Below are 26,647 nucleotides of genomic sequence, written 5' to 3'. Positions count from 1 at the left end.
GCTTCATCTTTGAAGCGTTCAAAGTCGAATGGGGTCTTTTCTTTCATGACCATGTCGTTTGAATAATTAAATATAAAAAATCTTATTAAATTATTCCCTTGACACAGTTCACGTTACAATCTCATAGTCGCAGGTGAACTTATAGATTCTTTTAATCCTCCACGTGAAGATTTCCTACTGTCATCCGATTAAAATACGCTGATGCTTTTAGTTAACTCTTATCCATAATATGTTTTTAACTTAGAAGGTTATTTATAATGGTCTTTTAGTTTTTATTTTATAGGGATATTTAACAATTTCATAATCAAACTAGTGTGTTTAATATGGAGTTATTGATTAAGGTCGTTTTGTATCGCTCTAAAGGATCTCTGTGTCAATGAGTAAGTAGGAATGAAATTATAAGATCCTTATTTTACTTAATAAACAGTGCGTTAAGAAGAATATATCATGTGTTCTTTTAAATTCTAACTTCTTTACATTTCTTATTTAAGGTTTTCGGCCAATAAATGTGCCATTTCCCATTAAAAAATCTATTGCTTTTTCAACATTCCTATTAATACTGTCTTGAGTTTTTAAAAGTGAAATGTATTTTGTAATTTCTAATTTTAGGGATGGTGTAAGCTCATTGAATCTTTTTGCTGCAACCGAGTTATTTTGCAGGGCATGCATCAATTGAGGGTGGGGATTTATGATTCTTGGTGTTGTATCGATCTGTATCGTAATTTGTAGGAGTTCACCAATTCTTTGAGGTGAATTTTTTAACATTTTTGTGTTTATGTAAAGACGCCATTCTCCTTTATACCTTAACAATGTCTGTGTGTAATCGATGTTATTTACACGGCCCTTTACCGGAATTTTTCCTTTTTCTTTTTTTGCTCTTTTCAAGATTTCAGATAAAACTTCCTGGGGCAGATACACGAAGGGATTAATTCCGATGATCTCTAATTTAGCTTCAAATGAAAGCAATTCTTTATTTTCATTAGTCATGATTTATCATAAATTATAACGAAACAACAAAAATATAACCCTTTATTTACGCTTTAATCTAGATTCTTCTAAATCTAGTGTATATTCCAAATCTTTAATAATACTACTGTCGTAATGTTTTTCCTGTCGTAATTTGTACAATCCATTTCTTCTAACCGCAACTATCTCTAACATGATCTTATTGTAAAGACTTCTTACAGCAGTCAATTGAGCTCGCCTATCTTCCTGCTTAGCATTTTCAGATACCGTAATACTTCTGATTAATTGCTCTCTGATTCTTGCTATAGTTTCATATTCTTGCATTTCTTTACTGTAATTGCTATCCAGATAAGCAATCGAGTCTTTTGCTAATTGCACGCGAATTTCATCAATCTGATTTTCGAGTGGTTCTTCTAAATCAATTTCATCCATCTTGATTATTTTTATGAGAATAGGAAGGGTCAATCCTTGAAAAACTAATGTAATTAGGATAACAACGAAGGTGATAAAAAGAATTAAATTACGGTGGGGAAAAGGATCTCCATTATTTAAAGTTAATGGTATCGCTAATGCAGATGCAAGAGAAACTACGCCCCTCATGCCTGCCCAACCTACTACAAGCGGTAATTTCCAGCCTGGACTTTTCTCTTTTGTTCTGATCTTTTTAGATAGGATCCGAGGTAAATATTCTGAAAGATATACCAGAACAATCCGTAATACAATAACAATAGCACTTATAATAAGGGCGTAATTTATGGCTTCTTCTTGTGAATATTGGCCAAGTCCTGCTACAATAACGGGTAACTCTAAACCAATTAAAATAAATACGAAGCCGTTGAGTAAGAAACCTAGGGTAGCCCAGACTTCTTTTGTTTGTATGCGTGTATGATAATTTAAATAATCGCCAGAACGGAATGATAAAAATAATCCACCACTCACAACAGCAAGCACGCCCGACCAATGAAAATGCTCCGCAACAAGATACATGATGTATGGGGCGATTAATGTGATCGGAGTCGAAATGCTTGAAGATTTTGCAACATAGCGTAAAAATAAATACAATATATGTGCTACTGCTAAGCCTACGACAACACCCATAATCGATAATACGACAAATTCCGAAGCCGCCTTTTGAAATACAAATTGACCAGTAAGGATCACAGCTATGGCAAACCTAAATACGGTCAGAGAGGCTGCATCGTTGACCAAGCTTTCTCCCTCTAACAATGTTAACCCCCGCTTAGGAATCTGCACACCTTTTAATACTGATGTAGCTGCAACAGCATCGGGTGGAGAAATAATACCGCCCAATAAAAATCCAAGTGCCAAAGTAAACCCCGGAATAATATTAACGGAGAAGTAGGCGATAGCAATCGATGTAAAAAACACTAAACCAAAGCCTAAGCTCATAATGGATCTGCGCCATTTCTTCAAACTGTCCCAATTGGTGTACCAGGCAGCTTCAAATAGCAGTGGAGGTAAAAATACTAAAAAAACCAAATCAGGATTAATACTGATCACGGGCATACCTGGAATTAGAGAGATGCCTAGACCCCCAATAACCAATAAAATGGGATAAGAAATTTTGATCCTTTGACTTACTACAAATAGCATCGCCATAACAAAAAATAACGATAAAACTAATAAGACATTCTCTTCTACCATAAGTTCTTTTTAATAATTCTTAATGCGCAATTGTATCCACGTCATAAAGGTAAAACATTTCATTTTATTGTATCTATTTAGACGCTTAAAAATAAACGGTAAACATTTTTTTATAACAGCGGGAATTAGATTCCTCTCTTAATGATTTATTTGGCCCTGTTGCCCATCTAAAGTCCTGAATGCTCCTGAAAATGAGTTTCGCTGATTCGCTGTTTTAATTCGTTTTATTTAGGTAGATTAATTTTGGCCAATTAATAGACTATTGTTTTTGAAACATTTCATAATTAAATTTCAAAACATTTAAATTCCATAGGGTTAGCGTTTGTTTTGCAGTCAATTGTTTATCAGTTTCGTTTATGATTAATTCATCACGAAAAGAACGGATATATTTTGACCAATGCTGACCTTTAGCATCTTTTAGCAAAAAATAAAAGCCTGCATCACCAAACTTTTGACCCGACGAATTTAATATTAATTCGCCATTTACCCCAACTTTTGGTGTCATAATAACGGTGGCATTACCATGAGGCAGTGGGAATACAGCTTTTATACATGACGTGCCACACGGCAATTGACAGATTCCATATGCTCCAGAGTATATTCCTTCGTCAGTTGAGGTAATTGTTCTGAGCCAGAAAACATATTTAATTTGGTTAGTTTTGGCATCTAAAAGTCTGACTATTTCGCTCGAAATAGATTCAGGACTTTGAATATCATAATTTGGAATATTTAATTGATTTAATCGAGCGCTGAATAATTTTTTCAATAATAATCCGAAAACTTTAAAAAAGGAATTCCACTTTACTGAAAAATTTAGCTCATATCGTGTTGTTTGTTCATAAAAATCAATGACTTTAGGTGATAATCTGGCGTATTCATGAGGAGACAAAAGAAGTTGGCTCATAACAGGTATCAATCCATATATTTCAGAGGTAGTATCAATTATTAAATTTTCAAGTTTAGCAAGTTGATCAATATAATTCTTATCAATTACTTTCAAATTACCAAATGGTCCCATTAACCAATTATCATTTTTGATGTCAATTTTTCTACCAAAAAAAATTACCCATTGTTGTGTAACCCAATCTTGAATCTTTTGCATTGGGTGTGCTAAACTCATTTTGATCATAGGTGAGGTATTAGGTGAGTACGCCCATTCCATTCACCAAATTCAGATAAGGGCTTAAATCGCAAAGTTGTAAATTCAAAGTGAAAATCTTTGATGTTTCTTTCCTTCATTGCATTGACATGTCTTTTCGGAGCATGTACATTACTATGTCCTAAAACCATATCAGTCATTTCTTTTTGGGATCTCCAAATTGAAAATGTAGAAACAGTTCTCGGGTGTCTTATTGATGCCAAAGAAAAGGAAGTGCCGGGATGATCACGGACCAGTTTTTCTACAGGTCTACCCCAGCGTATAAATCTTGGAATTTCAAATAATTTCATACGAGCTAAGGTTACTGCTACAACGGGGCTATCCAGAGGTTCGTATTCAATTGTTAATTCCGGAATCTGGAATTCAGTTATTTTTCCCCATTGCCTCAGAAAAATTAATCGTGTGTGCCATCCTGTCGACAACACTTGCCCAAATTTGTTTTCGATTAAGAATTGGTCAACCGATGCTTCATCGTTCCACTGTGCGAATACAGCAACCTGTTTAGAAAAAAGCCGAGAAGGAGAGGTTATGGCTGAGCCTAATGTCATTGCTGTCATACATTCCATATGAATTAATCCCGAATTTTGAAATGGCTTTGGTGGGAATAAAATGGCTTTTAAAGCCCATAAATAAGATGTCTTTACTAGATGGTATGTAAATATGCTCATATCCAAAAATAAGTTTAATTTATCATATTCCTGATGAGTATATATGTATTAGAGAAGATACTAAAAACCTTTCTCGCTGTCTATGTTTGGGTCATCTTCTGTAAGAACTAAGTTAGCGTTCATAAATAAATTGTAGCTAAGAATCGATAGGAAAATCAAAAAGGATTTAACCGTTCGAATTCAACATTGTTCCAGTAATTTTTTAGTAATTTAGTCGTAACCAAAGCAAAAAAAATCATAAACGGACATAAGCAATAATTTTTGAATGAGTGTGTTTTTTAACAAATCTTAAATGGAAACAGAAAATAACTATATTGAAATAAATAAGCATTCATGGAATAATAGAACTGATACACACTTAAAATCAGAGTTCTACAATCTTGAAGGATTTTTAAAAGGAGCAAGCTCACTCAATCCCATAGAATTAGAAATACTCGGAGATATTAAAGGGAAAAGTATTTTACATTTACAATGTCATTTTGGCCAGGACTCCATTTCATTGAGCAGACTTGGAGCGGAAGTCACAGGTGTTGATTTATCGGACAAAGCTATTGAAAGTGCAAAAAGAATTGCTATAGAAACAAATTCAGATGCCCAGTTTATTTGTTGTGATTTGTATGATTTAGAAAACCATTTAGATAAACAGTTTGATATTGTTTTTACAAGTTATGGGACCATAACATGGTTACCTGATTTGGAGAGATGGGCAACAATAATTTCGAATTTTTTGAAATCAAATGGAAGATTAATTTTTGTTGAGTTCCATCCGGTTGTTTGGATGTTTGATGATAATTTTGATAAAATTGGTTATAATTATTTTAATGTGGCTCCAATTGTGGAAACAGAAAACGGAACTTATGCAGACAAAGGTGCCGCTATTTCTCAGTCTTATGTAACTTGGAATCATAGTATGAGTGAGGTTGTAGGCAGTCTGCTTAATCACGAAATGGAAGTAGTGGGTTTTCAAGAATACGATTATTCGCCTTATGATGTTTTCAATAACATGATTGAGTTTGAACCTAAAAAATACCGTATTAAGCATTTGGACAATAAAATACCGATGATTTATGCTATCGTCGCAACAAAGAAAAGTAAACTTTAACTAACCTTTCTCCGTTATTATTTTAATCTTTAGTTAAAAAAGAATAGTTCTCATATATTCTCTAAATGGAAATAGCGGGTCATTACTGTTTGAGAGTCTTGTTAAATTGTGATTATTTGCGGTAATTTCCGTTTGTAAAACCTAATTTATAATCTTTTAGGCTTTTTTCAATATTATAATATTTTAGCTCTTATTAGTCTTCGAATAGCAGTTGTCTGAACCTGTTAGGAACAACTGCTGTCCCCGGTAATGATTCATTCACTTATGTAATTTAAATTATACTTTTACGATCCCTTTATCAAGCATTTCTAACATTACGGGTGAAGCATTTTTAAATGTGGGTATCTGTTCTGTAAGACTTCCTGCATTTTTTTTATTGATTTTAAATGTTAGATCCATTTCGGTAGTGAAAAGTAAAGCAGTTATAAAAGGATTCTTAAGGTATGAACTTAAAACAGTAAAAGCTTCATCAAACGTGTGAAAGCTCTCAATTTCTTCTGTTTTGTATCGCAATGTTAAGGCAAGTTTATACCCTCCGGTTTCTAAAATATGAAGTCGGACATAAATATTTTTAAGTTCGGTATCTCCAATTGTTTTGGCTAAGGTAAGTTTTGCAAAAGTTCCTTGATTGATACTTAATTTTACTTGTTCATAAAATTCAACAAAAACAGTTTGATATGGCATCTTTATTTAAAATTAAACTACAAAATTACACTTAGTAGATGATAAGTAGCCTATTTTTTTTCAAAAAGACAATAAATTTAAAATTAGACTCTTAAATATAGTTCTCCAATTCAAAAATTAGGAACGTAAAAATGTTTAATTTGTGATAAGGTCATACGTTAAAATAAAATATTTCGTGTCGCTATTTCTATTAATAGTGGATCTTACTAATTCCCATATAAATAGTATATGATTGTTGATAGTACATTTCTCTTTTGTACGGATCTAAATCAGTGGTTTAGGCAAGCTAAAGCTATGACGAGACAAGCGAAAGTTACAAATGAAGCTAATGTCCTAATATTATTTCAAAACAACCAGGGCTTTTCAAAGGTAGCTCTCATTTTCTGTACTGATTCTTCCGATGCTTTTGAGATATCAAATAGTTCTATTTGATTATTTAATGGCACATTCCGTATAGCTGTAATGCCGAATACACCGATTATATAACTTATACATGAAATAAATATCAGAAAAAATTTAGGCGAATGAATATCGAAATATATGATCGAAGATATAACAAGTGAAAACAAAGTGCCAAAAAAACTAATGTAAAAAATTGGATTTAATACTTCTTTGTTAATACTTTGCATCGTTGTGAGGTATTCTTTGTTATTTAGTTTGGCAAGTCCCAGATTTACTGAAAATGTATATGCAAAAAAGAAGCCCGACATTAGACCAGAGAGGATAGTTGTCACTGCTAATAATTCTTGTGTTTTCATAAATGAGCTGAATTTGTTTAGAGGATGTGTTTCTTATTGTATTTTGATTTTGAGTAAGTTAAGTTTGAATATATCCATTATAATTTTATTTCAAAAATTGAACCGGCAATTTCATGTCATTTCCAACTTTGATCGGATGGAAAATTTGAGATTTGTCTCATCATAGCGTGATCTAATATCGAATCGGGATCTTTACTTCTGCAGTTATTATTTTGCGAGTTATTATCAATAATTAAAAAGGCCAACTTTCGTTAGCCCCTTTATGCTCTCAGTTTAAGAGTATAGTGATTTATTTGTTTCTCATCGTTCTTTTTTTAGTTACCCATAATTTGAAAAATAGCGAAGCTGACGTTAAGATAATGCTCTTAAACAAACTCTTTTCAATGGTTTTTTGCAGCTTTTAATTTCAATGTCATAGGGCTTATTGTCAGTAAATAATTTCTTTAAATATTTAGGTTAGAAATTAACGATTGTCTTAAAATAACTTCAAACCCAAAGTCAAATTCATTCAGGTATTACTATTTGCATTTTTACTTACGAAAGAAATATAAGACTGCAATTAATACCATTAATGTAGCGGAAAATAAAAATGCGACTTCAAGATTGAATTGATGAGCAATTAATCCTAAGATAGCAGGCCCCATAAGTTGACCTGCATACCCCATGGTTGTTATTGCTGGAATACTTACAGATGTAGGGACTGTCGATATTCTGCCAGCCTCACTAAAAAACAAGGGGACAAGATTTGCAGAACCTATTCCTAACAATAGAAAGCCGAAAAGAACGAAAGGCATCCAGATTGAATAAATAGCTATTATCAACCCTAGAGCTGCTAGTAGGCTACCGCCAATGACCATTGTTTTTGTATTTAATTTTTCAACCAAACGATCCCCCATTAATCGCATGCTAGCCATAGCAATAGAGAAAGTGGCATATCCAGCTCCGGTAAATTCGACATCAATATCTTTGATATCTTTTAAAAATACAGCACTCCAGTCTAGCATAGCGCCTTCTGAGAGAAAGCTGGCAAAACATAGTAGACCAAAAAAAAGTACCGTTCTATTAAAAATCAGTTTTTTTGAACTGTGTTCTAGCTGTTTTTCTGGTTTATGTATAATCTGAGATTTTTGTTCTGTAGCATGATCAAATAAATAGTTGAATTGACTAAGTACAATTAAACACAACAGGAGTGCTATTGAAATTGCTGCTATTTGAGGAATCAATCCCATTTTAATTAAAAATCCTAAACCAAGGGATCCAAATAGGCCTCCCAAACTGAAAAGACCATGTAATGAAGACATAATCGGACGATTATATTTGTTTTGAACTAGTATACCATGCGAATTCATCGCAACATCTATGGCGCCAATACTGGCACCAAAAATAAATATACACAATGCCATTAGTGAAGCTGATGAAATAATCAGTAATAGAGGTAGTGTAAGAGCAATGATTGCTGTTGTACATAGAATCACAATTTTATTGCCATAGCGTTTTGATAAAAGACCTGTTATTGGCATCATAATTACGGCACCCAAGCCAAGAAATAAAAGTAATAATCCTAATTCGGCCTCGTTAATATCCAATCTTTCCTTTACATATGGTACCATTGGTGCCCAGTTTGAAATTGCTAATCCACAGACTAAAAAAATGAATTGGGTTGCTCTTTTTGCTTTTTTTGTTTGATTTTCTATCATTATTATTTTTCTAAATGAATTTTCTAATACTTAATATTATTATGCAAACATATGCAAATTTATATAAATTTGCATATGTTTGCAAAACAATTAAACAATAATAAGATGAACATGAAAATTGAACACATTGGAATTTGGGTAGATGACTTGGAAAAAATGCGCAACTTTTACCTGACTTATTTCAACTTAGAATGTAGTGAGAAATATAAGAATTTAAAAAATGGCTTCACATCATATTTTCTTAAGTTTGGTACTTGCGTTACGCGCTTAGAACTTATGAACAGACCTGATATTGTAGATGAACCTTCAAAAAGAGGTTTTAGCAAAGGAATTGCGCATTTTGCTATTTCAATAGGGGGAACTGAGGCTGTTGATCTGTTGACAGAAAGGTTTCGAAATGATGGTTTTACAATTGCAAGTGAGCCGCGTATTACAGGTGACGGATATTATGAGAGTGTTGTGCTGGATCCGGAGGGGAATTATTTAGAAATTTCGGCTTAAAGATAGAAATAATGATAAAAGCTGTAATTTTTGATATCGGAGGTGTTCTTTTAGATTGGAATCCTCGGTATGTATATCGGGATATATTTTCTCAAAGTGATCAAATGGAGTGGTTCTTAGAAAATGTCTGTTCTACAGATTGGAATTTGCAACAAGATAAAGGAAGATCATTTGACGAAGGAATGTATAAGCTGAAAAAGCAGTATCCCCAATTTGAAAATGAAATCGATGTATTTTGGAAAAGATGGCCGGAGATGCTAAAAGGTGAAATTAATGGTACTATTGCTATTCTACAGGAGTTAAAAAAACACTATGAAGTCTATGCTTTAACGAACTGGTCTTCCGAAACGTTCCCATTGGTTAAAAATCGATTTGACTTTATTGCAGATTTTGATGGCATTGTTGTTTCTGGTGAAGAAGGGTTTATTAAACCAGATGAAAAGCTCTATAAAATTTTGTTGCAAAAATACAATTTACTGGCTACAGAATGCATTTTTATCGATGATAACATTGAAAATGTAAAGGCCTCAGTAAAGCTTGGATTTGCTGCCATACATTTTACAAATTCAATAGCATTAAAGTTGGAATTGCAAAAAGTGAGGATTCAGGGCTTTGTTTAAGTTTATAATATATTAATTGCAATTTTTTGCGAATTAAAATTTAAATGCATAATATTGCAAATCAAGTTGTATTAGAAATAATAGAAAATCCTGTAGGCAAATCTTTATATCAGTAAGTAGCTATGTTAAAAGAAAAACGATTTGAATTTATATTAAATCAACTAGAAAGTGAGGAGATGGTCAGCTATGAATCATTAGCAGAAAAGCTCGATGTTTCCGAAGATACTGTTAGAAGAGATATTGATCATTTGTATAAAATAGGCCTTTTATCTAAAGTGCGTGGTGGTGCAATTCAACGTTCTAAAAACCCGCTTACTTTCGAAGATCGAAACAGCTATTTAAAGAGAGAGAAGGATGTTATTGCTCTCAAGGCACAGCAGTTTATAAAAGAAGAAATGACTCTTTTTATGGATGGAGGCACAACAATATGTGCTATTGTTAATTACCTGCCTGCGGATATTCATCTTAGAATTATAACAAGCAATGCCATGCTTATTCCGATTCTAGAAAATTATCCCAATATTGAACTGATTTTGTTGGGCGGGAAATACCATAAACAAACAGCAAGCACGGTAGGCCAGACAACCTGTAATGAGGCAAGAAGTTACATTGCAGATCTTTATTTCATGGGTACATGTGGGGTTGATTCGAAATTTGGCATATCTGCTGTGGTTAAAGAAGATGCGGAGGTTAAATTGGCGATGCTGGCATCAGCGAAGAAAGTAGTAGCTCTTGCAAATCAGGATCGTTTAAGAGTTACAGAGTCTTTTAAAGTATGTGATGTAGAACAAATCGATGTGCTGATAACCAATTTAGCCACTACAGATAAGAGCTTAGACGAATTCAGGCAACAACCGATAACATTGGTTTAAAAATTAGAAATTAAAACTTATATATGAAACTTAAATTTTTAACCTGTTCACTTCTTTTTGTAGTGGCGGGGATGGGGTCCATTTTTAATACAGTACAGGCGCAGGAACAATTATTAAAAAAAGAAATTGGGTTACAGTTATATTCAGTTAGAAGTATGATTGGAAGTCATGTACAGCCAGATACGTATAATGCTGATTATTTCTCAGTTTTACAAAAACTTGCTAAAATGGGTTATACATCCGTTGAGTCTGCAGGATATAAGGACGGTATGTTTTATAATACCACACCGCAAGTATTCAAAAATAATGTGGAAAAAGCAGGCATGAAAGTTCTTTCTTCACATGCGTCAAGAACTTTAACCCAAGAGGAATTAGCTTCAGGCGATTTTTCCAAAGCCTTAACATGGTGGAAAGAGACTATCATTGCACACAAAGCAGCAGGAATTAAATATATCGTTACCCCATGGTTAGATTTACCAAAGACAATAAAAGATCTTGATACTGAATGTCAGTATCTCAATGAAATTGGTCAGCTTTGCCGTGAATATGGTATCAAGTACGGATATCATAATCATGCCCATGAGTTTGAAAAGGTAGAAGGAAAAGTGGTTATGCTTGATTACATGATTGAACATACTAAACCTGAAAATGTCTTTTTTGAAATGGATGTATATTGGACTATTATTGGAAAAGCAAGTCCTGTAGATTATTTTAAAAAATATCCTGGAAGATATGCTACTTTGCATATTAAAGATCACCGTGAGATTGGTCAGAGTGGTATGGTAGGTTTTGATGCGATATTTGCCAATACCGATATTGCAGGTGTTGAGAATATATTTGTTGAGCTTGAAGAGACAACTGCAGATCTAGAAGTTGGACTAAAACAAAGTATAGATTATTTACTTAAAGCGCCATTTGTAAAGAAAACATATCAAAAATAATTCTAGCTGTGATTATATCATAAATAAAGCCTTGTTTCAATAAAATGGAACAAGGCTTTGTCTTTCTTAAACAACCTAAAACTTAATTTTTCTATTAATGATTTACGATTAGTTAGTCTTCCATTTTGTAAGGATAGAGTTCTCAGTACAGCGTATCAATGCTGTTTTTTTGAGTTAAGATAATGCAAAAAAAATAGTACCCAATAGAACAAATCCTTAAAAGAGTATGTTTAGTGGGTACCGTACTTTATCAGTAAGAAAAGATAGAGGTATTTCTATAGTAAATTTAGCTTCTCTAGGGTGATACTCAAACACAAATATAATTTTTCACAAAATCTATTATTAGAAAACTCAGTAAATTAAAGGGTCATGATACCATTTTTGAAACGGATATTTTTTCATTTTAATAACAGTAATGAAAATTATTAAACAAAATAGGCTTAAATTATGTTCTTAGATTGAAATATAATAGTCGAAAAGTGTTGAATAATGCATTTATCTTAAAGAAGTTTGTCGATTATTAATCTATTGTCCCAATTTATGAGTTAGAAATCAAGTTTGAGAATTAGTGTTACAAAAGAAATAATAAATTTTATAATTATGAAAAAGTTCATTTTACAAATTTGCACCATAGTGCTTATTTTTTCCAGCTGTGCAACCAGCAGTATGATTACAGGGTCTTGGCGTGATCCCGCTGTCGATCTGAAGAAGTATAGTAGAATATTTGTGGCAGTTATGACAGATAATGTTCCTGCTCGTCAGAAAGTGGAAGATGAAATTGCTTCATCACTCACTTCACTCGGTTTAACGAGTGTAAAGAGTATTGATGTTTTTCCGCCTAATCTTGCAAGTATGGAACCCAAGCGTTCAGATCTAGCTATGCAGAAAGTAGCCGGAACAAATAGTGATGCCATATTGACCATTGCTTTAATTGATTCTAAGTCAGAATCCAGATACATTCCAAATGTTTCTGTTTATCCTGTGAACACTTTTGGCTATTATAGAACGTTTGGTGGTTATTATGATTTTTGGTACGGTAACCTTTATAACAATGGCTACTATACTACAGAGAAAACTTATTACATCGAAACAAATTTATACGATGTGAGCACAGGGAAACTCGTCTGGTCAACTCAATCTGAGAGTTATAATCCAGGTTCTTTGGATAGTTTTTTAGCGGGATATAAAAAGGCAATGGCCAAGCAGTTAAAGAAAGATAATTTAATCTCAAATTAGTACATCACAATATCACTCGTGGAAATGTTTAAATTATGAACATCTTACACGGGTAATTACTTATTTTATCAATAAATTTTCATCTGTTTGAAAATTTGATCAGCAGGTCATATTGGTATCGATGTACAAGGTTGTCCTGAACAGACACGATAGATTTCAAAATCTTTTAATTCCAGCAGAAATATTAAATATAAAGATGCAATTGAATAGAAAAATAATATGTAGAGGGGGATTTATGACCTTCTTATAGGGTCAATACTTTCATTAAAAAAACTAAGAATTCAACTCATTGGATGGTTAATTAATGATGTTAGATTGAAGGCCCTATTATGTTAACAAAAAATCCCAAAATCACATGATGAAAAATGTGTTTTGGGATTTTTTACATAATTTTAATATTGCTTTATTTTTTCTCGACAAAAGGAGAGGGCTTGCTCTCTTGGTTATCTTGATTAAAAGTTGCTACACTGTAAAAACCATTTTTAGAAATCAATTGATTGTTTTCTTTTGTTATCGCTACAACTTCTCCTGCTGTTTTTAAATTTTCGAAATAATAAACAACAGATTTTACATCTCCAGATATGGTCCATTTCAGTACACCGTCTTCAATTTTTACGTTTTGTGCTTCAGTGGGTAAAGCAGTCACCGCTCTGCCAACAAATGGGCGAACAGCAGGATATTTATATATTTCAGCCAATTTATCTGTTATCCCAATACGATTGTCTATCATATACTTTGCACTGTACATGGCATTGCCAACGACTTTTTTCCGAGTTTTCGTCAGGTCAATTTGTTTTTGCAATTCTGCGGTTGACTGAAAAGCAATTGGATTTGTTGCATCGCCAAACTTATAGAATCCGTGTCCTATGACCAGTGCCGCTTTGTAATTATACTGATGCCAAAAGCCTAGATTAGTTTTAAAGTCGTTAGTGGTATTTCCTATTTCCTGATAGAGCTGTGGAATAACAATATCAACCCACCCTTCTTGACACCATTTGGTTACATTTGCGTAGAGTGTATTCATATTATACGCATTACTTGGTGCAGGTGATACAGAAAACGCTACACCTGGTTTTGTCAAAACAATTACATCATAGACCGCTTTGATCGCTTTGTCTACATTGGTTCTTCTGAAATCACCAATCGTTTTCTCTCCGAGTCCGTATAAAGCAAAATCTTGTTCATCAGAAATCATTGTTCCAGCACTAGATGGGTCTGGATAAAAGTAATCATCAAAGTGAATTCCATCAACATCATATTTTGAAATGATCTCCTTGACAATATCCGATAAACGCTGGCGTACTTCGGGTAGTGCTGGATTATAGATCTGAATCTTTTCATGACTGATTACCCAGTCCGGATCAATAGTAGGATGTAGTGCAGGGTAGGGCTGTGCTGCACCAGCTCTCGTACCTATCCGGTAAGGGTTCATCCAGGCATGGAATTCAATATCCCGCGCATGCGCTTCGTCAATTAAAAATTTGAGTACATCGTAACCCGGATCTTTTCCTCTTGTTCCGGTGATAGCAGCGCTCCAGGGTTCGTATGCAGAATTGAAAAACGCATCTCCCATTCCTTTTACTTGAAAGTAAATGGTGTTGATATTTAGGGTTTTAAATTTATCGAGATAAGCAATATATTGGGCTTTTTGAGCATTCTCCGAGTAAACACTCTGAGGCCAGTCCAGGCCCCAGGCTGTCGTCATCCAGACGGCTCTCATTTCTTTCCGGGGAAATAGCGGGCCTTCCTCAATAGGGGGATCTATCGGTTCAGCCGTTATGTCTGAATCTTTGGAACAGCTAAACAGCAATGCTGTAAAGCACAGCAGTAGGATAGCGTATGTAGCATTTCTTTTCATCATCATTTAATAGATTATATTGGAATTTAAAATTATCAATTAATGCGAACCGACACCTAAACAGAATCGATTCGCAGTCCCTTTTAAACTAATCTTCAAGTTCTTTTTTCGGTACTTCTACAATTACAAAGCCTGCATCACTGGCCGCAGTGTAGATTAGTAAAGATTTATCCTTACCCGCTTCATCTTTCAGTACGGACCAACCTGTTTGTGTAGCAGGAGAAGTATTAACAGGCCCCAGTAAAGGATAATCGTAGATGGGCTTTCGATCAGATTGTTCGAAAGCAGTCAGTGCATCCACAATATTGTTTCCTTTTGTGATATTATACAAGGAGAGGGCAGTGGGTTCAGAACCTGTACGTGCAGCTGTGGTTGTAAGTAAATATCTTTCGCCATTAAATTCAACTACTCTGCTGTCTGAGCTTCTGACCGGAATTGCGGTACGGGACAGGGTATACGAAACAGAACCACCGCTGTTTACGGCCATGATAGGTGCATCGTGACCGGTAAATAGATAATCATCAGTTTCACCGATCTGATTAAATGAACTCCATGATCCGACATTGACAGCGGCAGTAATGACAAACGGATCGCCAACAGTGGTGTAATTGGAAACTTTCAATCTTAATACTTTAGTGCCCGCATTGTCCCCAAGAAAAATATACCCATTACCGTTCTTGTCCAGGTTAACCGACATATTGTCACCATGACGAACACCGGCACCGGTTATTTTACTGACATCAATATTTGCTACCGTTTGAGGTGGTACGGAAGGATCTGTCCAATGGTAGATCTTTATAGGACTTGCAGCACTGGCACCTGATAGATTTGCAATGTAAGTATGGCCATTAACGATATCGCCGACGTTAACGGTGAAAGTACCCAGAGCCACTCCTGTCATATTCAAGGGTATTCTGTTGATGACATTTTTTTTAAGGTCACTTACTTTTAATAAATGAGAGCCGGCCGCATGCCTGGAGACAATTAGCACATGCTCACCGTCAAAACCAGTTCCCCGCGTAAAAGCACCTGTAAAAGTTTCATAAATCGGATTTCCCAGTTCATTGTTCGTGTAATCATAAACTGCTGATTTTGTAAAATCGGCACCATAAACGGGTATTTTTAAGCGTATTTTGACCAGATATTCCCGATACCTAGGACTATTGGTTATTTTAATAACTACTGTACTTTCACTTTCACCTTCTTTGAATGGAATGGCATAAGTGTCCTGCTCTAAAATAGCGCCATCCGATGTCCCTGCTTCAAATTTAATAGCAGACAAGTCTGTTTCTGGATCAATCCGTGGAAATGAAACGGTTTTAGAAGCTTCATTTACGACTCCCTCTATAATTTCATTACCTGCTTTTCCAGCATTTACAATCTTTATCGATTTTAAAACAGTGATTTTATCCGATTCAACATTTACAGGGAAATCATCTTTACATGAATATAAGGTGCTCAGGGAAGCGCAACAGATACATATTGCACAGAATCCTATTTTTGAAATATTATATATATCTTTCATCTCTTTTTTTTATAAACTACAAGTAAAATCCATCTTAATTCTGAGGCCAACCTTCGGTTTGTTTCAATACATAGCCCTTTGCAGCATATTCATCTATCTGAACGCGTCCAATAGGGGCTAAATAGGGGTTAATATTAGACAAATTTAGAAATGGTTGCCTGCCACTGTTCAGGGTGTAACGATAAAAACCGGTCATCTTTGCACTGCTTGATGCATCAGAAGAATTAAATACCACCACTTGACCGTCCAATTTAACGACAGAAATACCAGCTTTGATTTCTGCAGGTGCTTCTTGAGGAAAATTAACCCATCCACCCGAAAGAAGATCTTTGTTCAGATCTGTGTCCATATATTCTAATTTTGACCAGCGTTTTAGATCTGATAAACGGGATTCTTCGAATGTCAGTTCCATTCTACGTTCCCTTCTAATTTCCCATAGCAGGCTTGAAACCTGAACGTCTCGAGAAGGATCGACAGGTAAACTGGTCAGTTGTAAACGAGCAGTTTTCTTTACACCTCTTGATTCAGCTTCGGTGGCTAAAGGTCGGTTTCTCAGTTTATTAATGGATCTGTCAATATCAGATTGGTCCACTGCTACACCTCCCAACGATGCCAGCTCAGCTTTTGTTTCAATCCAATTCAACAAAACCTCAGCATAGCGAAGGACTGGAGCGTCAGTAACATTATTTGATCCCGAATAATCAATGCCAGGGGCACCGCCAGTGGCTACAGTTGCTTGTACCGGACGGGGCAAAAACTTTGTTATATACAGAAATGATGCTTTGTTTTTTATAGTATTTTTATAATGAAAGGTCGCTTCAAATCGAGAATCCCGTTTGGCGATTAAACTGTCCAATGAGAAATTGGTGGCATTTTTTTCAGCCGATTGCTGCCATGGCAGACCATCTTTACTACAGACATATGATTTAATTAAAGAGGTTGTGGGACCGTAGGTAACCGACTCTGATAAATTATGGATAGAAACAATAGAATGTCTGATATTGACTGCAGCATCATAATGTCTGTATAAGATGACATCTTTATTTCCCTTCAGATCATTGGACGTAAAGATTGACCTATAATCTGTGACGATATCGTACCTTCCGCTTGAAATAACAAATTCTGCAGCTTCCAAGGCTAGTTCATAAAATTTCTTAGCACGATCCTGATTCTTATAGTAGTACTTTTGCCAGGAGCCCTCGGTTAGTGCTAGGCGGGAGATAAATCCGGCCACCACATAACGATTTACGAACTGATCACCATCATTCAATCGGACGTTTGCCAGAGCAAATTTTAGATCCTCATAAACGGCATCCATCACTTCATTTCTTGGTGTACGAGTTTTATATAGATTATCGAAGTCTACATCGCTAACGATGTCACCATAATAGGGAACATCGCCATACGTACCGACCAGCTCCGAGTAGCGCATTGCCCGGAAGAATTTCCCGATACCTTTCCAATGATTATAAGCTTCCATACTTAAAATTTTAGACATCCTATTTTCAATTCGATTGAGCATAATATTGACCGATCGAACGGTAGCGTAACTCCAGATCTGACTATTGGGCACTGACCGGGTAAAGTTGGATTGATTACCTTGAAACAGCACATCATCGCTAAATGTATAACCGGCGAGTAAAGCTCCAGCATTATCAAAGCCTACGCCATATCCGGTAAAGAAATCGGTATAATACTTATTCGCATATAAACGAACATTATCTTCCGAATTCCAGGCAGTTTCATCATTTTCATTGGTTAACTGAGGTCTATCCAGAAATTTTGCACATCCCGAAAAGGATAGCGTCAATATGATTAAAATAAAATTATAGTTGTTTTTCATGATGTTTTACGTTTTTTTATTACAAACCAATCTGAATGCCCATCGATGCGGATTTAAAGGAAGGATTTCCAGCTCCGGTACGTCCTAGATTATAATTTCCACCGGATTGCAGCATCGAGTTGCCCGAGATTGTTTCCGGATCGATCGGCAGGCCTTTTAAATTATCAAAAGTGAAAAAATTCTCCAGAGAGACATAAATACGGGCATTTTTTAAGTGGATCGTTTTGAGTACGGAAGGAGATAAGGCGTATCCAAAAGTTATATTTTTAATTTTGAAATAGGACATATCCAGCATATAGCGTGTTTGTGGTCTCATGACGTAGCCCGAATTTGACCCATTAAGATTCCATGCGCGTGGATAAAAGGCATCGGTACGGTCCGCTTTCCAAAAATCTTCTGCGATAGCTTGGGGCATGGCGCCATCTTTAACATGATAGCCCGGAATTGCCAGTTGACCATCACCCCAGATACTTCTTTTACCGATTCCCTGGAAGAATAAAGACAGATCAAAACCCTTATATTCTGCACCCAAGCGAAAACCAAAATCATATCTAGGAGTCGAATTTCCGATCACCACCATGTCACCCATGTCGCCATTTACACCTTTGCCTGCATCAATGTATCCGTCGCCATTAACATCCACAAATTTCACATCTCCCGGACTCATCAGTAAGATCTGATTGCCGTCTTCAAAATAAGTCTGGTAAACAGGATTATTGCCTGTCAGCATATTTGTGACTTTAGCAGATCCGTCTCGAACAATGGTGGTTTGCATAAACTTCCCTTGATCATCATAGACAAAATCTTCTCTTTGATATAAACGGTCTGTTACAAAACCATAAATGTCTCCATATCTTCTTCCTGTTGAATAACTAGTAGCCAATTTCCTATCCTCCCATTTATCCTGCCAATCGATTCCTTTGGTCACTACAGAGATTGCATCAGCGATGTTTGCATTAAAATTTAATCGCAGGCCATTTTGAAATTTGTGGCTATAATCCAATGCTAATTCCCAACCCCTTGTTCTTAAATTTCCATAATTGCCCTGTGGAGCGCCGGCACCAAATGTTGCTGGCAAAGCGTCTCCGCCTACTATCATATTTTTAGTGCTTCGCTCATAGAGTTCGACAACCAGACCCAATTTATTATTAAAAAAACGAAGATCGGCACCTAAATTAATATGCTCAATATCCTGCCACATGATTGCATCGGAAACGGCTAAAGGTGTTCCAAGTTGGTAAAACTGATTGCCAGCACTGCTGAGCCAACTATTTTTCCCTATGGCCATAGTCGGCACATACATCGAGTTGCTGATAGACTGGTCACCGATACTTCCCCAGGAACCCCGGAATTTTGCAAAGCTTAATACGGGCTTTAATGGTTCCATAAAGCGTTCATTTGAAATTACCCAGCCGGCAGAAAATGAAGGGAACCATCGCCAGCGTAAATGTGTAGGGAATTTTGAAGCGCCATCATACCTCAAATTTGCTTCAAGCAAATATTTATTATCATATGCATAATTTAAACGGCCAAAAAATCCGGCCTGAGATTCCCAATATTTATCGCCCCCAGAAGTCTCAATACCTGTTGCAAAATTAAACTGCGGATTTTTCTCATTTATTAAATTAGTCCGTTTTGCATAATTGCTTTCCCATAAATTTGCGACAATATTTGTCCCGGCCATAAACTTAAAGTCGTGCTTATCAGCTATGTTTAGGGTGTAAGTTGAAAATGCATTGAAAGTATGTTTTTTTGAAAAATAATTTGATCTCGAGATATAGGTTTGATCTTTTCCGATGTATTGTTCTATTGGAAACTGATAAGCAGGAATGCCTCCAGTATCGGTCGCAACACCATTTTCATCTACGTAAATCGGCCAGCCGTCAGCATCAACACTTGCTATCGGCGCATACCAATGCCATGCGCCCTTGGCGGTAGGCATCGAAGATTTATCAGTATTATTCTGCGTGCTGTAGGCATAGTCCAATTGAATGTCCCAATTTTTTGTGACATTTAAGGTCGAACCCAAGTTTAGATTAAGGTAGCGATTGATTTTAAACGCATCATGTGCATTTTTAGTATCGAAATAAGGGTCTCTGACATCAACACCGTCCTGTTGGGCTGCGATCGGAAATAAGCGACTCCACCGATATAGATAAAGCCATGGATCCGATGTGAATCCTGTAGCAGAATTAGGGTATCTTTTGGTTCCATCAGCATACATGGCTCCACCCCGCACCGTTAAAAATTCGCTGACTTTTGTGGATACATTTAAAGTGGCATTAAAACGGCTGTAGTCATCGTGTGGGGCAGGCTTCATCATTCCTTGCTGTCCAAGGTAGCCAGCGCTTAAATTATACGTGGTTTTATTACTTTTTCCATTTAGACTCAGGTTATGAATTTGAGAAAAAGCATTGTCTTTGATCATTACAGCAGCTGGATCATAGAGCCGTAGTCCGTATTTCTCTCCACTTTCGTAGTACCAGTCACGGCCATAAAGTACAGGATCGTAGTTGCCCACGGTACCTCCATATTTCTGTTGCCATTCTTTCACTCTTTCAAAGCTTTCTCTATTAACCCTCCAAAATCCACCTGCAGGTCCGCTTGCTTTCATGTTTTCATGTGCCTCTAAGGTATATTCCAGACCGTCGATTCCGGCAATTTCGATGGGTTTGAACGGGGACTGTAGCGAAAGATTGTTCGAGTAAGTGACCACATTAGAATCTGTGCTGGCACCTTTTTTTGTTGTGATCAATACAACACCAAAAGCAGCTTTTGCTCCGTAAATAGAACTTGAAGCCGCATCTTTAAGTACGGTGACAGATTCAATATCATTCGGATTGATCAGATTAATACTGGGGATTTCGACATTGTCTACTAAAATCAGCGGATTACTAGATCCATTTATCGAAGCAATCTGGCCACGGATTTTCATTATAGGATCAGAACCGACTTCTCCTGATGGCACTACAATAGATAAACCTGGAATGGTTCCCTGCAAACCTCTTGCCGCGTCAGGAATTGGCCGACTGCCCAGAACTTTTTCAACATTAACAGTGGATACTGCTCCAGTCAGGTTCGATTTTTTTTGAGAACCGTAGCCTACAATCACCACTTCATCGAGCGTACTTTCATTAGTTTCTAATGTAGCGGATAAGGTATTTGCTGTTATCTTAACATCCATAGACCTGAAACCGATAATAGAAATGTGGAGGGTAGCACCTATAGGTGCAATGATTTTAAAATTTCCTTCGGCATCCGTCATCGTAGAATTCTTTGTGCCAGCAAGAGTGACAGTGGCTCCGGCAATAGGGCCTGATGGTCCCAAAATTTTACCCTGTACCGTACTTTGAAAGATTCGATCTGAAAATTCGAAGGCAGTAACTGTTAGGTTGGCATTTTTAGCTACACTAATCGCATGAGCGTCGGGATAACTAATTAAGCCTGCAGCAACTGAGAACAATAGCGATTTTCTCATAATTGGTATATTAAATTAAAATAGGTTAGTACTTTTTTTGGTTAGTTGTGCATGTTTAAATATTTGGTTCATTACTAAACATGCATAAACAAATACTAATATAGGTTTAAAATATTAATATAAGAATTTTATTGCGTTTTTATTCTGTTTTAATATTGTTTTTAAAATATAATACCGCATTAAATGGCAAGATTATATTGATTTTTAATTTACCAGATATAATCATGAAATAGTTGGAATTTGGGACTTACTAATATGCTTTTTGGAATGTCATATTGTGATAAAGTTTGTCCTTAAACTCCAGTTTTATCCATCGTTTGTCCATTTTGATCATAAATATTTTTGTTGAAATAGGAATTTGAATACTATAAATAATCGATAATGACTCCAAATAGATTTCGCACGTACTTTAAGCAAATTTTTACAATTTAAACTTAACAAGGACATTTTTTAGCAATGGATCATTCCTAAAATAATTATCCACAAAACGAGTAAATATCATTTTTAATTCTCGTTACTCACTAGGTTCTTCAGATCATCATAGGGAATTAATCGTGTATAAATCATAATGGAAAATTTTAAACTTTTTTTTTGTTATCAGATGTTTATGTTTATATTCACATAACCTTTCATAAAATTGCACACAGTTAACTTGTTGTGCTTCAAAGCCTCCATGCCTGGGGGCTTTGCTGTTTTTATCCTTTTTACGATATAAATGTCCTATTACCTATAAGTATGCTATATGTTGTACACTTGTGATCTACAAACGATATTATCTCACGAGATTTTCAAAATAATCGAGGTCGCTGGATTATATTCAAAAGTCGGATGTATTAGCCTTCACTTGTTACAAACAGAGTAAGATGTTGAATTTTGAGATAGTTCAACTAGTGGTGAACGAAAAATCCGCTAGCTTCCAAGATTCAAATTATACATTGAAAGTGCAAGGACATTTTTTCAAAATGCCGATCAAATAACAGTTTTATATAAATAAAGATTTGTCAATGTTGAGTAAAATCTGTTTGCCTTGCTGAAAATTATATTGTGCACAATATAATTTCTTTAAGTTTGTACTATACAAATAGTAGGGTCAAAAAATCTTTGCTGATATAGCGTTTAAAGTTTATAGTCAGGGAATTGGTCGAATTGAAAAAAGAGTAAAAATTTAAATATATAGTAATGAAAAATTTGTATACAATAGGTGCTAAAGCTACTGGCGGTAGAAATGGGCATGTTAAAAGTGAAAATAATGTGTTGGATCTTGAGGTGCGTATGCCGAAAGCCTTAGGAGGAGCTAATGACGATTATGCTAATCCTGAAATGCTGTTTGCAGCAGGATATGCAGCGTGTTTTGACAGTGCACTGAATTTAGTGATCAAACAGTCAAAAGTGCAGACAGGGGAGACCACTGTTACGGCAAAAGTGAGTATAGGACAACTGGAAAACGGTGGTTTCGGATTAGCAGCTGAACTTCAAGCCAACATCCCGGGAGTCTCATTGGAAGAAGCAGAAGTTTTAACAGAAAAAGCTCATCAAGTATGTCCTTATTCTAACGCAACAAGAGGAAATATCGAGGTCAAAATAAGTGTTTCCAATCAATAAGATATCCCTCCAGCTTTCACTATATGAAATTAAAGTGGAAGCTGGAGTTTATTTACAATAGCATTTATTTATTCAAAATTTGTCTATATACTGCTAAATAATTCTGACACATTCTTTCCTTGGAAAAGTGATCCTCCACTTTTTTTCGACATACTTTTCGGTTGATGAAACCGATATTTTTAACCATTTCAATTGCTTCGTCGATGTTTTCTGCGAGAAATCCATCTTGACCATGATCGATCAGTTCGGGCATACTGCCTTTGTTAAAAGCAACAACCGGTGTGCCGGAAGCCATCGATTCGACGACCGATAAACCAAAAGGTTCCCTAAAATTTATGGGATGTAATAGTACACTGGCGTTCGAGAGTAATTCATTGCGCCTTTCCGGTCCGACGGAACCAATATACTCAATTTTACCGGGTTTTAAATGGGGCTGGATATGCTGTCTGAAGTAATTTTCATCTTGAATAATACCAGCTATGATTAGACGTTTTCCCAAGGCTTGGGCTATTGCAATAGCTTCTTTAGCTCCCTTATCATGATGGATTCTGCCGTAAAACAATAAATAATCATGAGGTTTATCGTTAAACGTAAACTGTCCAAGGTCAATCCCGTGGTAAACGGTAGCAATATAGTCCAATTCTTCCGCACGATCGGCGTTGCTGATGGATACATAATGTCCGTCTTTATTGTGTTTTTTATAAACAGGTAAGATACTTCGGGACGAAAAACCATGGATCGTACTAACCACTGGTGTCTTCACCAATCTGGAATAGGAAAGTGGGAGGAAATCAAATTGATTATGTATAATATCAAAGTCGCGTGCATTTTCGAAGCACTCCGAAATATGCAACGATTCCCACACTTTGGCATTGATATCGCGATCTTCTTCATATCCTAAAGGACAGACTGCCTGTAAACGTGCCGTGGTAATTGAATTACCGGTCGCAAATAATGTGACTTCGATACCTAATTTTACAAGTTCTTCAGTAAGTAATGAGGTAATCTGTTCCCATGGACCATAGTGAACAGGAGGTGTCCGCCAAGCGATTGGCGCAAGCATTGCAATCTTCATATATCTACAACATACGATATCTGCTTTTGTTATTATTAATCGTTTTTGTCCAAGCTTGATTTATAAATACGATCGATTTGAAATACACTATTTAAAGATGTCTTTGGGTTCTCAAATCGCTCTGATTTGAAAAAATGGGTTTCCTAAATTGTTGGAAACCCGCTTTTAACCATTCAAAACATATTTTTTATAGGTATTTTCAACCTTAATAAAGCCGTAGAGTCTGCTTTCGATCTGGGCCTACAGATAAAAATTTAATGGGAACTTGCAGCTCTTTTTCCAAGAAATTAATATATGCTTTAAGCTTTAGTGGAATATCCGAAACATCGGTGACTGTGCTGATATCTTTATGCCACCCGTCTATTTTCTTCAATATAGGAGTTGCTTTTTGATTAATTAGCTCATAAGGCATATAATCGATCACTTTATCATGAAGGCGATAGTGGGTGCAAGCAAAGATGTGATCTAAACCACTTAGAACATCTGCTTTTGTCATCACCAATTGGGTCACGCCATTTAGCATTAAGGCATATTTTAGTGCAGGTAGATCGATCCATCCGGTACGACGTGGACGACCGCTAACTGCACCAAATTCTTTACCAATTTGACGGATCTGCGTTCCTGTTTCATCGGCTAATTCTGTCGGGAAGGGACCGCCGCCAACACGGGTGCTATATGCTTTAAAGATACCGATTACCTCCCCGATTTTGTTTGGAGCAATCCCTAAACCAGTGCAAGCACCTGCTGTTGTAGTATTGGACGAGGTAACAAAAGGGTAGGATCCGAAATCAATATCAAGCAAGCTTCCCTGTGCACCTTCGGCTAAAACCCTTTTCCCTTCCTGAAGATACTGATTGACCAGGTGTTCGGAATCGACCAAAGGGTATTGCTTCAAGTGTTCAATTGCATCAAAAAAAGCAGCTTCCTGTTCCATTATATTCACTTCCATTTGATAAAATGAAGCAAGCATTGCTTTATGCTTTGTTAACAATTTTTGATAACGTTCTTTAAAATCTGGGAGCAAAATATCGCCCATTCGGAGCCCATTACGTCCTATTTTGTCCATATACACTGGACATATACCCTTTAAAGTAGATCCTATTTTGTCTGTGTTTAGATTTTGTTCTGATGCCGCATCAAGCAAAAGATGTGATGGCAAGATTAGATGTGCTTTTTTTGAAATCAGTAGATTACCTTTTTTCAATAAGTCGTGGCCGGCTTTTTTTAGCATATCCAGTTCTTTGATTAAACTGATCGGGTCCAGAACAACTCCATTTCCGATCAGGTTCATGGTACGATCGAAAAATATGCCGGAAGGAATGGTATTTAATACAAATTTTTTACCGTCAAATTCTAACGTATGACCTGCATTGGGGCCACCCTGAAAACGCGCTATGAGATCATAATCTGCACTTAACACATCAACAATTTTACCTTTACCTTCGTCGCCCCATTGGAGGCCTAATAATACATCAACTTGCATAATCCTATGTTCAAATATTTAATACGACAAAGTTCGGGGAAAAGGAGCAGGCTACAATTGCCAATTGGCAATAAAACCTTTAGCTAATGGTTTTTCTGATGCGGCTAAGCGATGTTGCTGTAATGCCTAAATAGGAAGCGAGCATCAGTTGTGGAATCCTGTTGGCTAATCCAGGGTAATGCGCTAAGAAATGTAAATAGCGTGTCTGTGCATTCTGCACCAACATATTACTGCTTGCCCTCATTTTATTTTCGAGGACATAAGAGGTGATTTTGGAAAAGATGTCTGACCAGCCGGGAATGGTGGCGGCTAGCTCCATAAAATCTTTTTTAGAGAAAACGAGCAGTTTACAGTCGGTTACGGCTTCGATATATTCTGCTGAAGGCAACTCATCAATGAAACTGATCGTATCGGCAACGAATCGATTTTCGTAAACGAAATAACGAGTGAAGCTATCTCCTGCTTTATTGTAATAACAGATTCTGAAGACTCCTTGGGTGACGTAGCCTATATTTCTTGCCACCTTGCCCGCCTCAGAAAAGAAATCTCCCTTACTGACCATCCTATGCTGCGCTTTAGCTAATATTAAAGCACATTGATCCTCGTTGAGATGTCCAAATTTGAGCAGATAATTGATCAAGTCTTCCATTCTTCAAAAATAAGATTATACAATTGATATCAAGTTGTCAATTGGCAAGATTTTACTCAAAATTGTAATTCTCCCATCATTCATGAATAATACAATTTCCACAGCTTTAATGGTGTAATTGTACCTTATAACTTTGCTATCTAAGAGTTGTACAAAGCATAAAATCTGAAAATTTAGGGAATAAATGCTTATGATATTGTAATTTAAGATTATTGCCGATTTTCGGTTGTTATTTATTTAAAAGGAGAACTATTTTTGTTATTTT

At 35.9% G+C, this 26,647-nt stretch carries 21 protein-coding genes; 7 read left to right on the top strand and 14 right to left on the bottom strand.

Annotated elements, in window-relative coordinates; translation table 11 throughout:
- Positions 1–486: 486 nt before the first annotated feature.
- The 4 genes from JAZ75_RS01005 to JAZ75_RS00990 form a co-directional block, all read right to left on the bottom strand.
- Positions 487–987 (bottom strand): YdeI/OmpD-associated family protein, encoded by a 501-nt coding sequence (locus JAZ75_RS01005; RefSeq protein WP_208699777.1) that lies wholly within the window; start codon positions 985–987, stop codon positions 487–489.
- Positions 988–1,029: 42 nt separating this feature from the next.
- On the bottom strand, positions 1,030–2,631 hold the full coding sequence (locus tag JAZ75_RS01000; RefSeq protein ID WP_208699775.1) for a Na+/H+ antiporter: 1,602 nt from the start codon (positions 2,629–2,631) through the stop codon (positions 1,030–1,032).
- 259 nt (positions 2,632–2,890) lie between these two features.
- Positions 2,891–3,751: a hypothetical protein gene (locus JAZ75_RS00995; protein ID WP_208699773.1), complete on the bottom strand. Its 861-nt coding sequence runs from the start codon at positions 3,749–3,751 to the stop codon at positions 2,891–2,893.
- Between the two features lie 5 nt (positions 3,752–3,756).
- Positions 3,757–4,458, bottom strand: a complete 702-nt coding sequence (locus JAZ75_RS00990; RefSeq protein ID WP_208699771.1) for a hypothetical protein — start codon at positions 4,456–4,458, stop codon at positions 3,757–3,759.
- A gap of 292 nt (positions 4,459–4,750) precedes the next feature.
- On the opposite strand from JAZ75_RS00990, the gene JAZ75_RS00985 reads away from it, so the two are divergent.
- A complete protein-coding gene (locus JAZ75_RS00985; RefSeq protein WP_208699769.1) occupies positions 4,751–5,560 on the top strand; it encodes a class I SAM-dependent methyltransferase in 810 nt (269 codons plus the stop codon).
- Positions 5,561–5,836: 276 nt separating this feature from the next.
- On the opposite strand, the gene JAZ75_RS00980 is transcribed toward JAZ75_RS00985, so the two are convergent.
- From JAZ75_RS00980 to JAZ75_RS00970, 3 genes are all read right to left on the bottom strand, one after another.
- Positions 5,837–6,244: a hypothetical protein gene (locus JAZ75_RS00980; RefSeq protein WP_208699768.1), complete on the bottom strand. Its 408-nt coding sequence runs from the start codon at positions 6,242–6,244 to the stop codon at positions 5,837–5,839.
- A gap of 344 nt (positions 6,245–6,588) precedes the next feature.
- Positions 6,589–7,002, bottom strand: a complete 414-nt coding sequence (locus JAZ75_RS00975; protein ID WP_208699766.1) for a DUF1772 domain-containing protein — start codon at positions 7,000–7,002, stop codon at positions 6,589–6,591.
- Between the two features lie 530 nt (positions 7,003–7,532).
- Positions 7,533–8,699 carry an MFS transporter gene (locus tag JAZ75_RS00970; protein WP_208699764.1) on the bottom strand — a complete coding sequence of 389 codons (1,167 nt, stop codon included), beginning with the start codon at positions 8,697–8,699 and terminating at the stop codon, positions 7,533–7,535.
- A gap of 105 nt (positions 8,700–8,804) precedes the next feature.
- Here JAZ75_RS00970 and JAZ75_RS00965 point away from each other — a divergent pair, with 105 nt between their 5' ends.
- From JAZ75_RS00965 to JAZ75_RS00945, 5 genes are all read left to right on the top strand, one after another.
- Positions 8,805–9,200: a VOC family protein gene (locus JAZ75_RS00965; protein ID WP_232789325.1), complete on the top strand. Its 396-nt coding sequence runs from the start codon at positions 8,805–8,807 to the stop codon at positions 9,198–9,200.
- Between the two features lie 11 nt (positions 9,201–9,211).
- The gene (locus JAZ75_RS00960; RefSeq protein ID WP_208699762.1) at positions 9,212–9,820 is read left to right on the top strand and encodes an HAD family hydrolase; all 609 of its coding nucleotides are present in this window, start codon (positions 9,212–9,214) and stop codon (positions 9,818–9,820) included.
- A gap of 122 nt (positions 9,821–9,942) precedes the next feature.
- Positions 9,943–10,692, top strand: coding sequence for a DeoR/GlpR family DNA-binding transcription regulator (locus JAZ75_RS00955; protein WP_208699760.1), 750 nt, complete (start codon positions 9,943–9,945; stop codon positions 10,690–10,692).
- A gap of 23 nt (positions 10,693–10,715) precedes the next feature.
- Entirely contained in the window at positions 10,716–11,633 is a 918-nt protein-coding gene (locus JAZ75_RS00950) for a sugar phosphate isomerase/epimerase family protein (protein ID WP_208699758.1), read from the top strand.
- 600 nt (positions 11,634–12,233) lie between these two features.
- Entirely contained in the window at positions 12,234–12,869 is a 636-nt protein-coding gene (locus tag JAZ75_RS00945; protein WP_183912269.1) for a DUF4136 domain-containing protein, read from the top strand.
- Between the two features lie 403 nt (positions 12,870–13,272).
- Here JAZ75_RS00945 and JAZ75_RS00940 read toward each other — a convergent pair whose 3' ends face one another.
- From JAZ75_RS00940 to JAZ75_RS00925, 4 genes are all read right to left on the bottom strand, one after another.
- Positions 13,273–14,733: a glycoside hydrolase family 10 protein gene (locus JAZ75_RS00940; RefSeq protein ID WP_232789324.1), complete on the bottom strand. Its 1,461-nt coding sequence runs from the start codon at positions 14,731–14,733 to the stop codon at positions 13,273–13,275.
- Positions 14,734–14,815: 82 nt separating this feature from the next.
- Positions 14,816–16,252, bottom strand: a complete 1,437-nt coding sequence (locus tag JAZ75_RS00935) for a DUF4623 domain-containing protein (protein ID WP_208699756.1) — start codon at positions 16,250–16,252, stop codon at positions 14,816–14,818.
- Between the two features lie 34 nt (positions 16,253–16,286).
- Positions 16,287–18,095, bottom strand: a complete 1,809-nt coding sequence (locus JAZ75_RS00930) for a RagB/SusD family nutrient uptake outer membrane protein (protein ID WP_208699754.1) — start codon at positions 18,093–18,095, stop codon at positions 16,287–16,289.
- 19 nt (positions 18,096–18,114) lie between these two features.
- Positions 18,115–21,573, bottom strand: coding sequence for a SusC/RagA family TonB-linked outer membrane protein (locus tag JAZ75_RS00925; protein WP_208699752.1), 3,459 nt, complete (start codon positions 21,571–21,573; stop codon positions 18,115–18,117).
- 1,179 nt (positions 21,574–22,752) lie between these two features.
- On the opposite strand from JAZ75_RS00925, the gene JAZ75_RS00920 reads away from it, so the two are divergent.
- Positions 22,753–23,175: an organic hydroperoxide resistance protein gene (locus JAZ75_RS00920; RefSeq protein WP_208699750.1), complete on the top strand. Its 423-nt coding sequence runs from the start codon at positions 22,753–22,755 to the stop codon at positions 23,173–23,175.
- Positions 23,176–23,239: 64 nt separating this feature from the next.
- On the opposite strand, the gene JAZ75_RS00915 is transcribed toward JAZ75_RS00920, so the two are convergent.
- From JAZ75_RS00915 to JAZ75_RS00905, 3 genes are all read right to left on the bottom strand, one after another.
- Entirely contained in the window at positions 23,240–24,250 is a 1,011-nt protein-coding gene (locus JAZ75_RS00915; protein WP_208699749.1) for a glycosyltransferase family 4 protein, read from the bottom strand.
- 205 nt (positions 24,251–24,455) lie between these two features.
- Positions 24,456–25,733 (bottom strand): adenylosuccinate synthase, encoded by a 1,278-nt coding sequence (locus tag JAZ75_RS00910; RefSeq protein WP_208699747.1) that lies wholly within the window; start codon positions 25,731–25,733, stop codon positions 24,456–24,458.
- Between the two features lie 79 nt (positions 25,734–25,812).
- The gene (locus tag JAZ75_RS00905; RefSeq protein ID WP_208699745.1) at positions 25,813–26,382 is read right to left on the bottom strand and encodes a Crp/Fnr family transcriptional regulator; all 570 of its coding nucleotides are present in this window, start codon (positions 26,380–26,382) and stop codon (positions 25,813–25,815) included.
- Positions 26,383–26,647 lie beyond the last annotated feature (265 nt).

Source organism: Sphingobacterium sp. UDSM-2020, assembly GCF_016132525.1.
GTDB lineage: Bacteria > Bacteroidota > Bacteroidia > Sphingobacteriales > Sphingobacteriaceae > Sphingobacterium > Sphingobacterium anhuiense.
Note: the sequence above shows the minus strand (reverse complement) of the source record. Positions and strands in the feature narration are given on the sequence as shown.

What these genes read in the sequence shown, in the direction of transcription:
- JAZ75_RS01005 (WP_208699777.1), bottom strand. Translation starts at nt 987, where the DNA reads ATGACTAATGAAAATAAAGAATTGCTTTCATTTGAAGCTAAATTAGAG.
- JAZ75_RS00920 (WP_208699750.1), top strand. Translation starts at nt 22,753, where the DNA reads ATGAAAAATTTGTATACAATAGGTGCTAAAGCTACTGGCGGTAGAAAT.
- JAZ75_RS00975 (WP_208699766.1), bottom strand. Translation starts at nt 7,002, where the DNA reads ATGAAAACACAAGAATTATTAGCAGTGACAACTATCCTCTCTGGTCTA.
- JAZ75_RS00945 (WP_183912269.1), top strand. Translation starts at nt 12,234, where the DNA reads ATGAAAAAGTTCATTTTACAAATTTGCACCATAGTGCTTATTTTTTCC.
- JAZ75_RS00980 (WP_208699768.1), bottom strand. Translation starts at nt 6,244, where the DNA reads ATGCCATATCAAACTGTTTTTGTTGAATTTTATGAACAAGTAAAATTA.
- JAZ75_RS00905 (WP_208699745.1), bottom strand. Translation starts at nt 26,382, where the DNA reads ATGGAAGACTTGATCAATTATCTGCTCAAATTTGGACATCTCAACGAG.
- JAZ75_RS00935 (WP_208699756.1), bottom strand. Translation starts at nt 16,252, where the DNA reads ATGAAAGATATATATAATATTTCAAAAATAGGATTCTGTGCAATATGT.
- JAZ75_RS00950 (WP_208699758.1), top strand. Translation starts at nt 10,716, where the DNA reads ATGAAACTTAAATTTTTAACCTGTTCACTTCTTTTTGTAGTGGCGGGG.
- JAZ75_RS00930 (WP_208699754.1), bottom strand. Translation starts at nt 18,095, where the DNA reads ATGAAAAACAACTATAATTTTATTTTAATCATATTGACGCTATCCTTT.
- JAZ75_RS01000 (WP_208699775.1), bottom strand. Translation starts at nt 2,631, where the DNA reads ATGGTAGAAGAGAATGTCTTATTAGTTTTATCGTTATTTTTTGTTATG.
- JAZ75_RS00940 (WP_232789324.1), bottom strand. Translation starts at nt 14,733, where the DNA reads ATGATGATGAAAAGAAATGCTACATACGCTATCCTACTGCTGTGCTTT.
- JAZ75_RS00915 (WP_208699749.1), bottom strand. Translation starts at nt 24,250, where the DNA reads ATGAAGATTGCAATGCTTGCGCCAATCGCTTGGCGGACACCTCCTGTT.
- JAZ75_RS00990 (WP_208699771.1), bottom strand. Translation starts at nt 4,458, where the DNA reads ATGAGCATATTTACATACCATCTAGTAAAGACATCTTATTTATGGGCT.
- JAZ75_RS00910 (WP_208699747.1), bottom strand. Translation starts at nt 25,733, where the DNA reads ATGCAAGTTGATGTATTATTAGGCCTCCAATGGGGCGACGAAGGTAAA.
- JAZ75_RS00995 (WP_208699773.1), bottom strand. Translation starts at nt 3,751, where the DNA reads ATGAGTTTAGCACACCCAATGCAAAAGATTCAAGATTGGGTTACACAA.
- JAZ75_RS00925 (WP_208699752.1), bottom strand. Translation starts at nt 21,573, where the DNA reads ATGAGAAAATCGCTATTGTTCTCAGTTGCTGCAGGCTTAATTAGTTAT.
- JAZ75_RS00955 (WP_208699760.1), top strand. Translation starts at nt 9,943, where the DNA reads ATGTTAAAAGAAAAACGATTTGAATTTATATTAAATCAACTAGAAAGT.
- JAZ75_RS00965 (WP_232789325.1), top strand. Translation starts at nt 8,805, where the DNA reads ATGAACATGAAAATTGAACACATTGGAATTTGGGTAGATGACTTGGAA.
- JAZ75_RS00985 (WP_208699769.1), top strand. Translation starts at nt 4,751, where the DNA reads ATGGAAACAGAAAATAACTATATTGAAATAAATAAGCATTCATGGAAT.
- JAZ75_RS00970 (WP_208699764.1), bottom strand. Translation starts at nt 8,699, where the DNA reads ATGATAGAAAATCAAACAAAAAAAGCAAAAAGAGCAACCCAATTCATT.
- JAZ75_RS00960 (WP_208699762.1), top strand. Translation starts at nt 9,212, where the DNA reads ATGATAAAAGCTGTAATTTTTGATATCGGAGGTGTTCTTTTAGATTGG.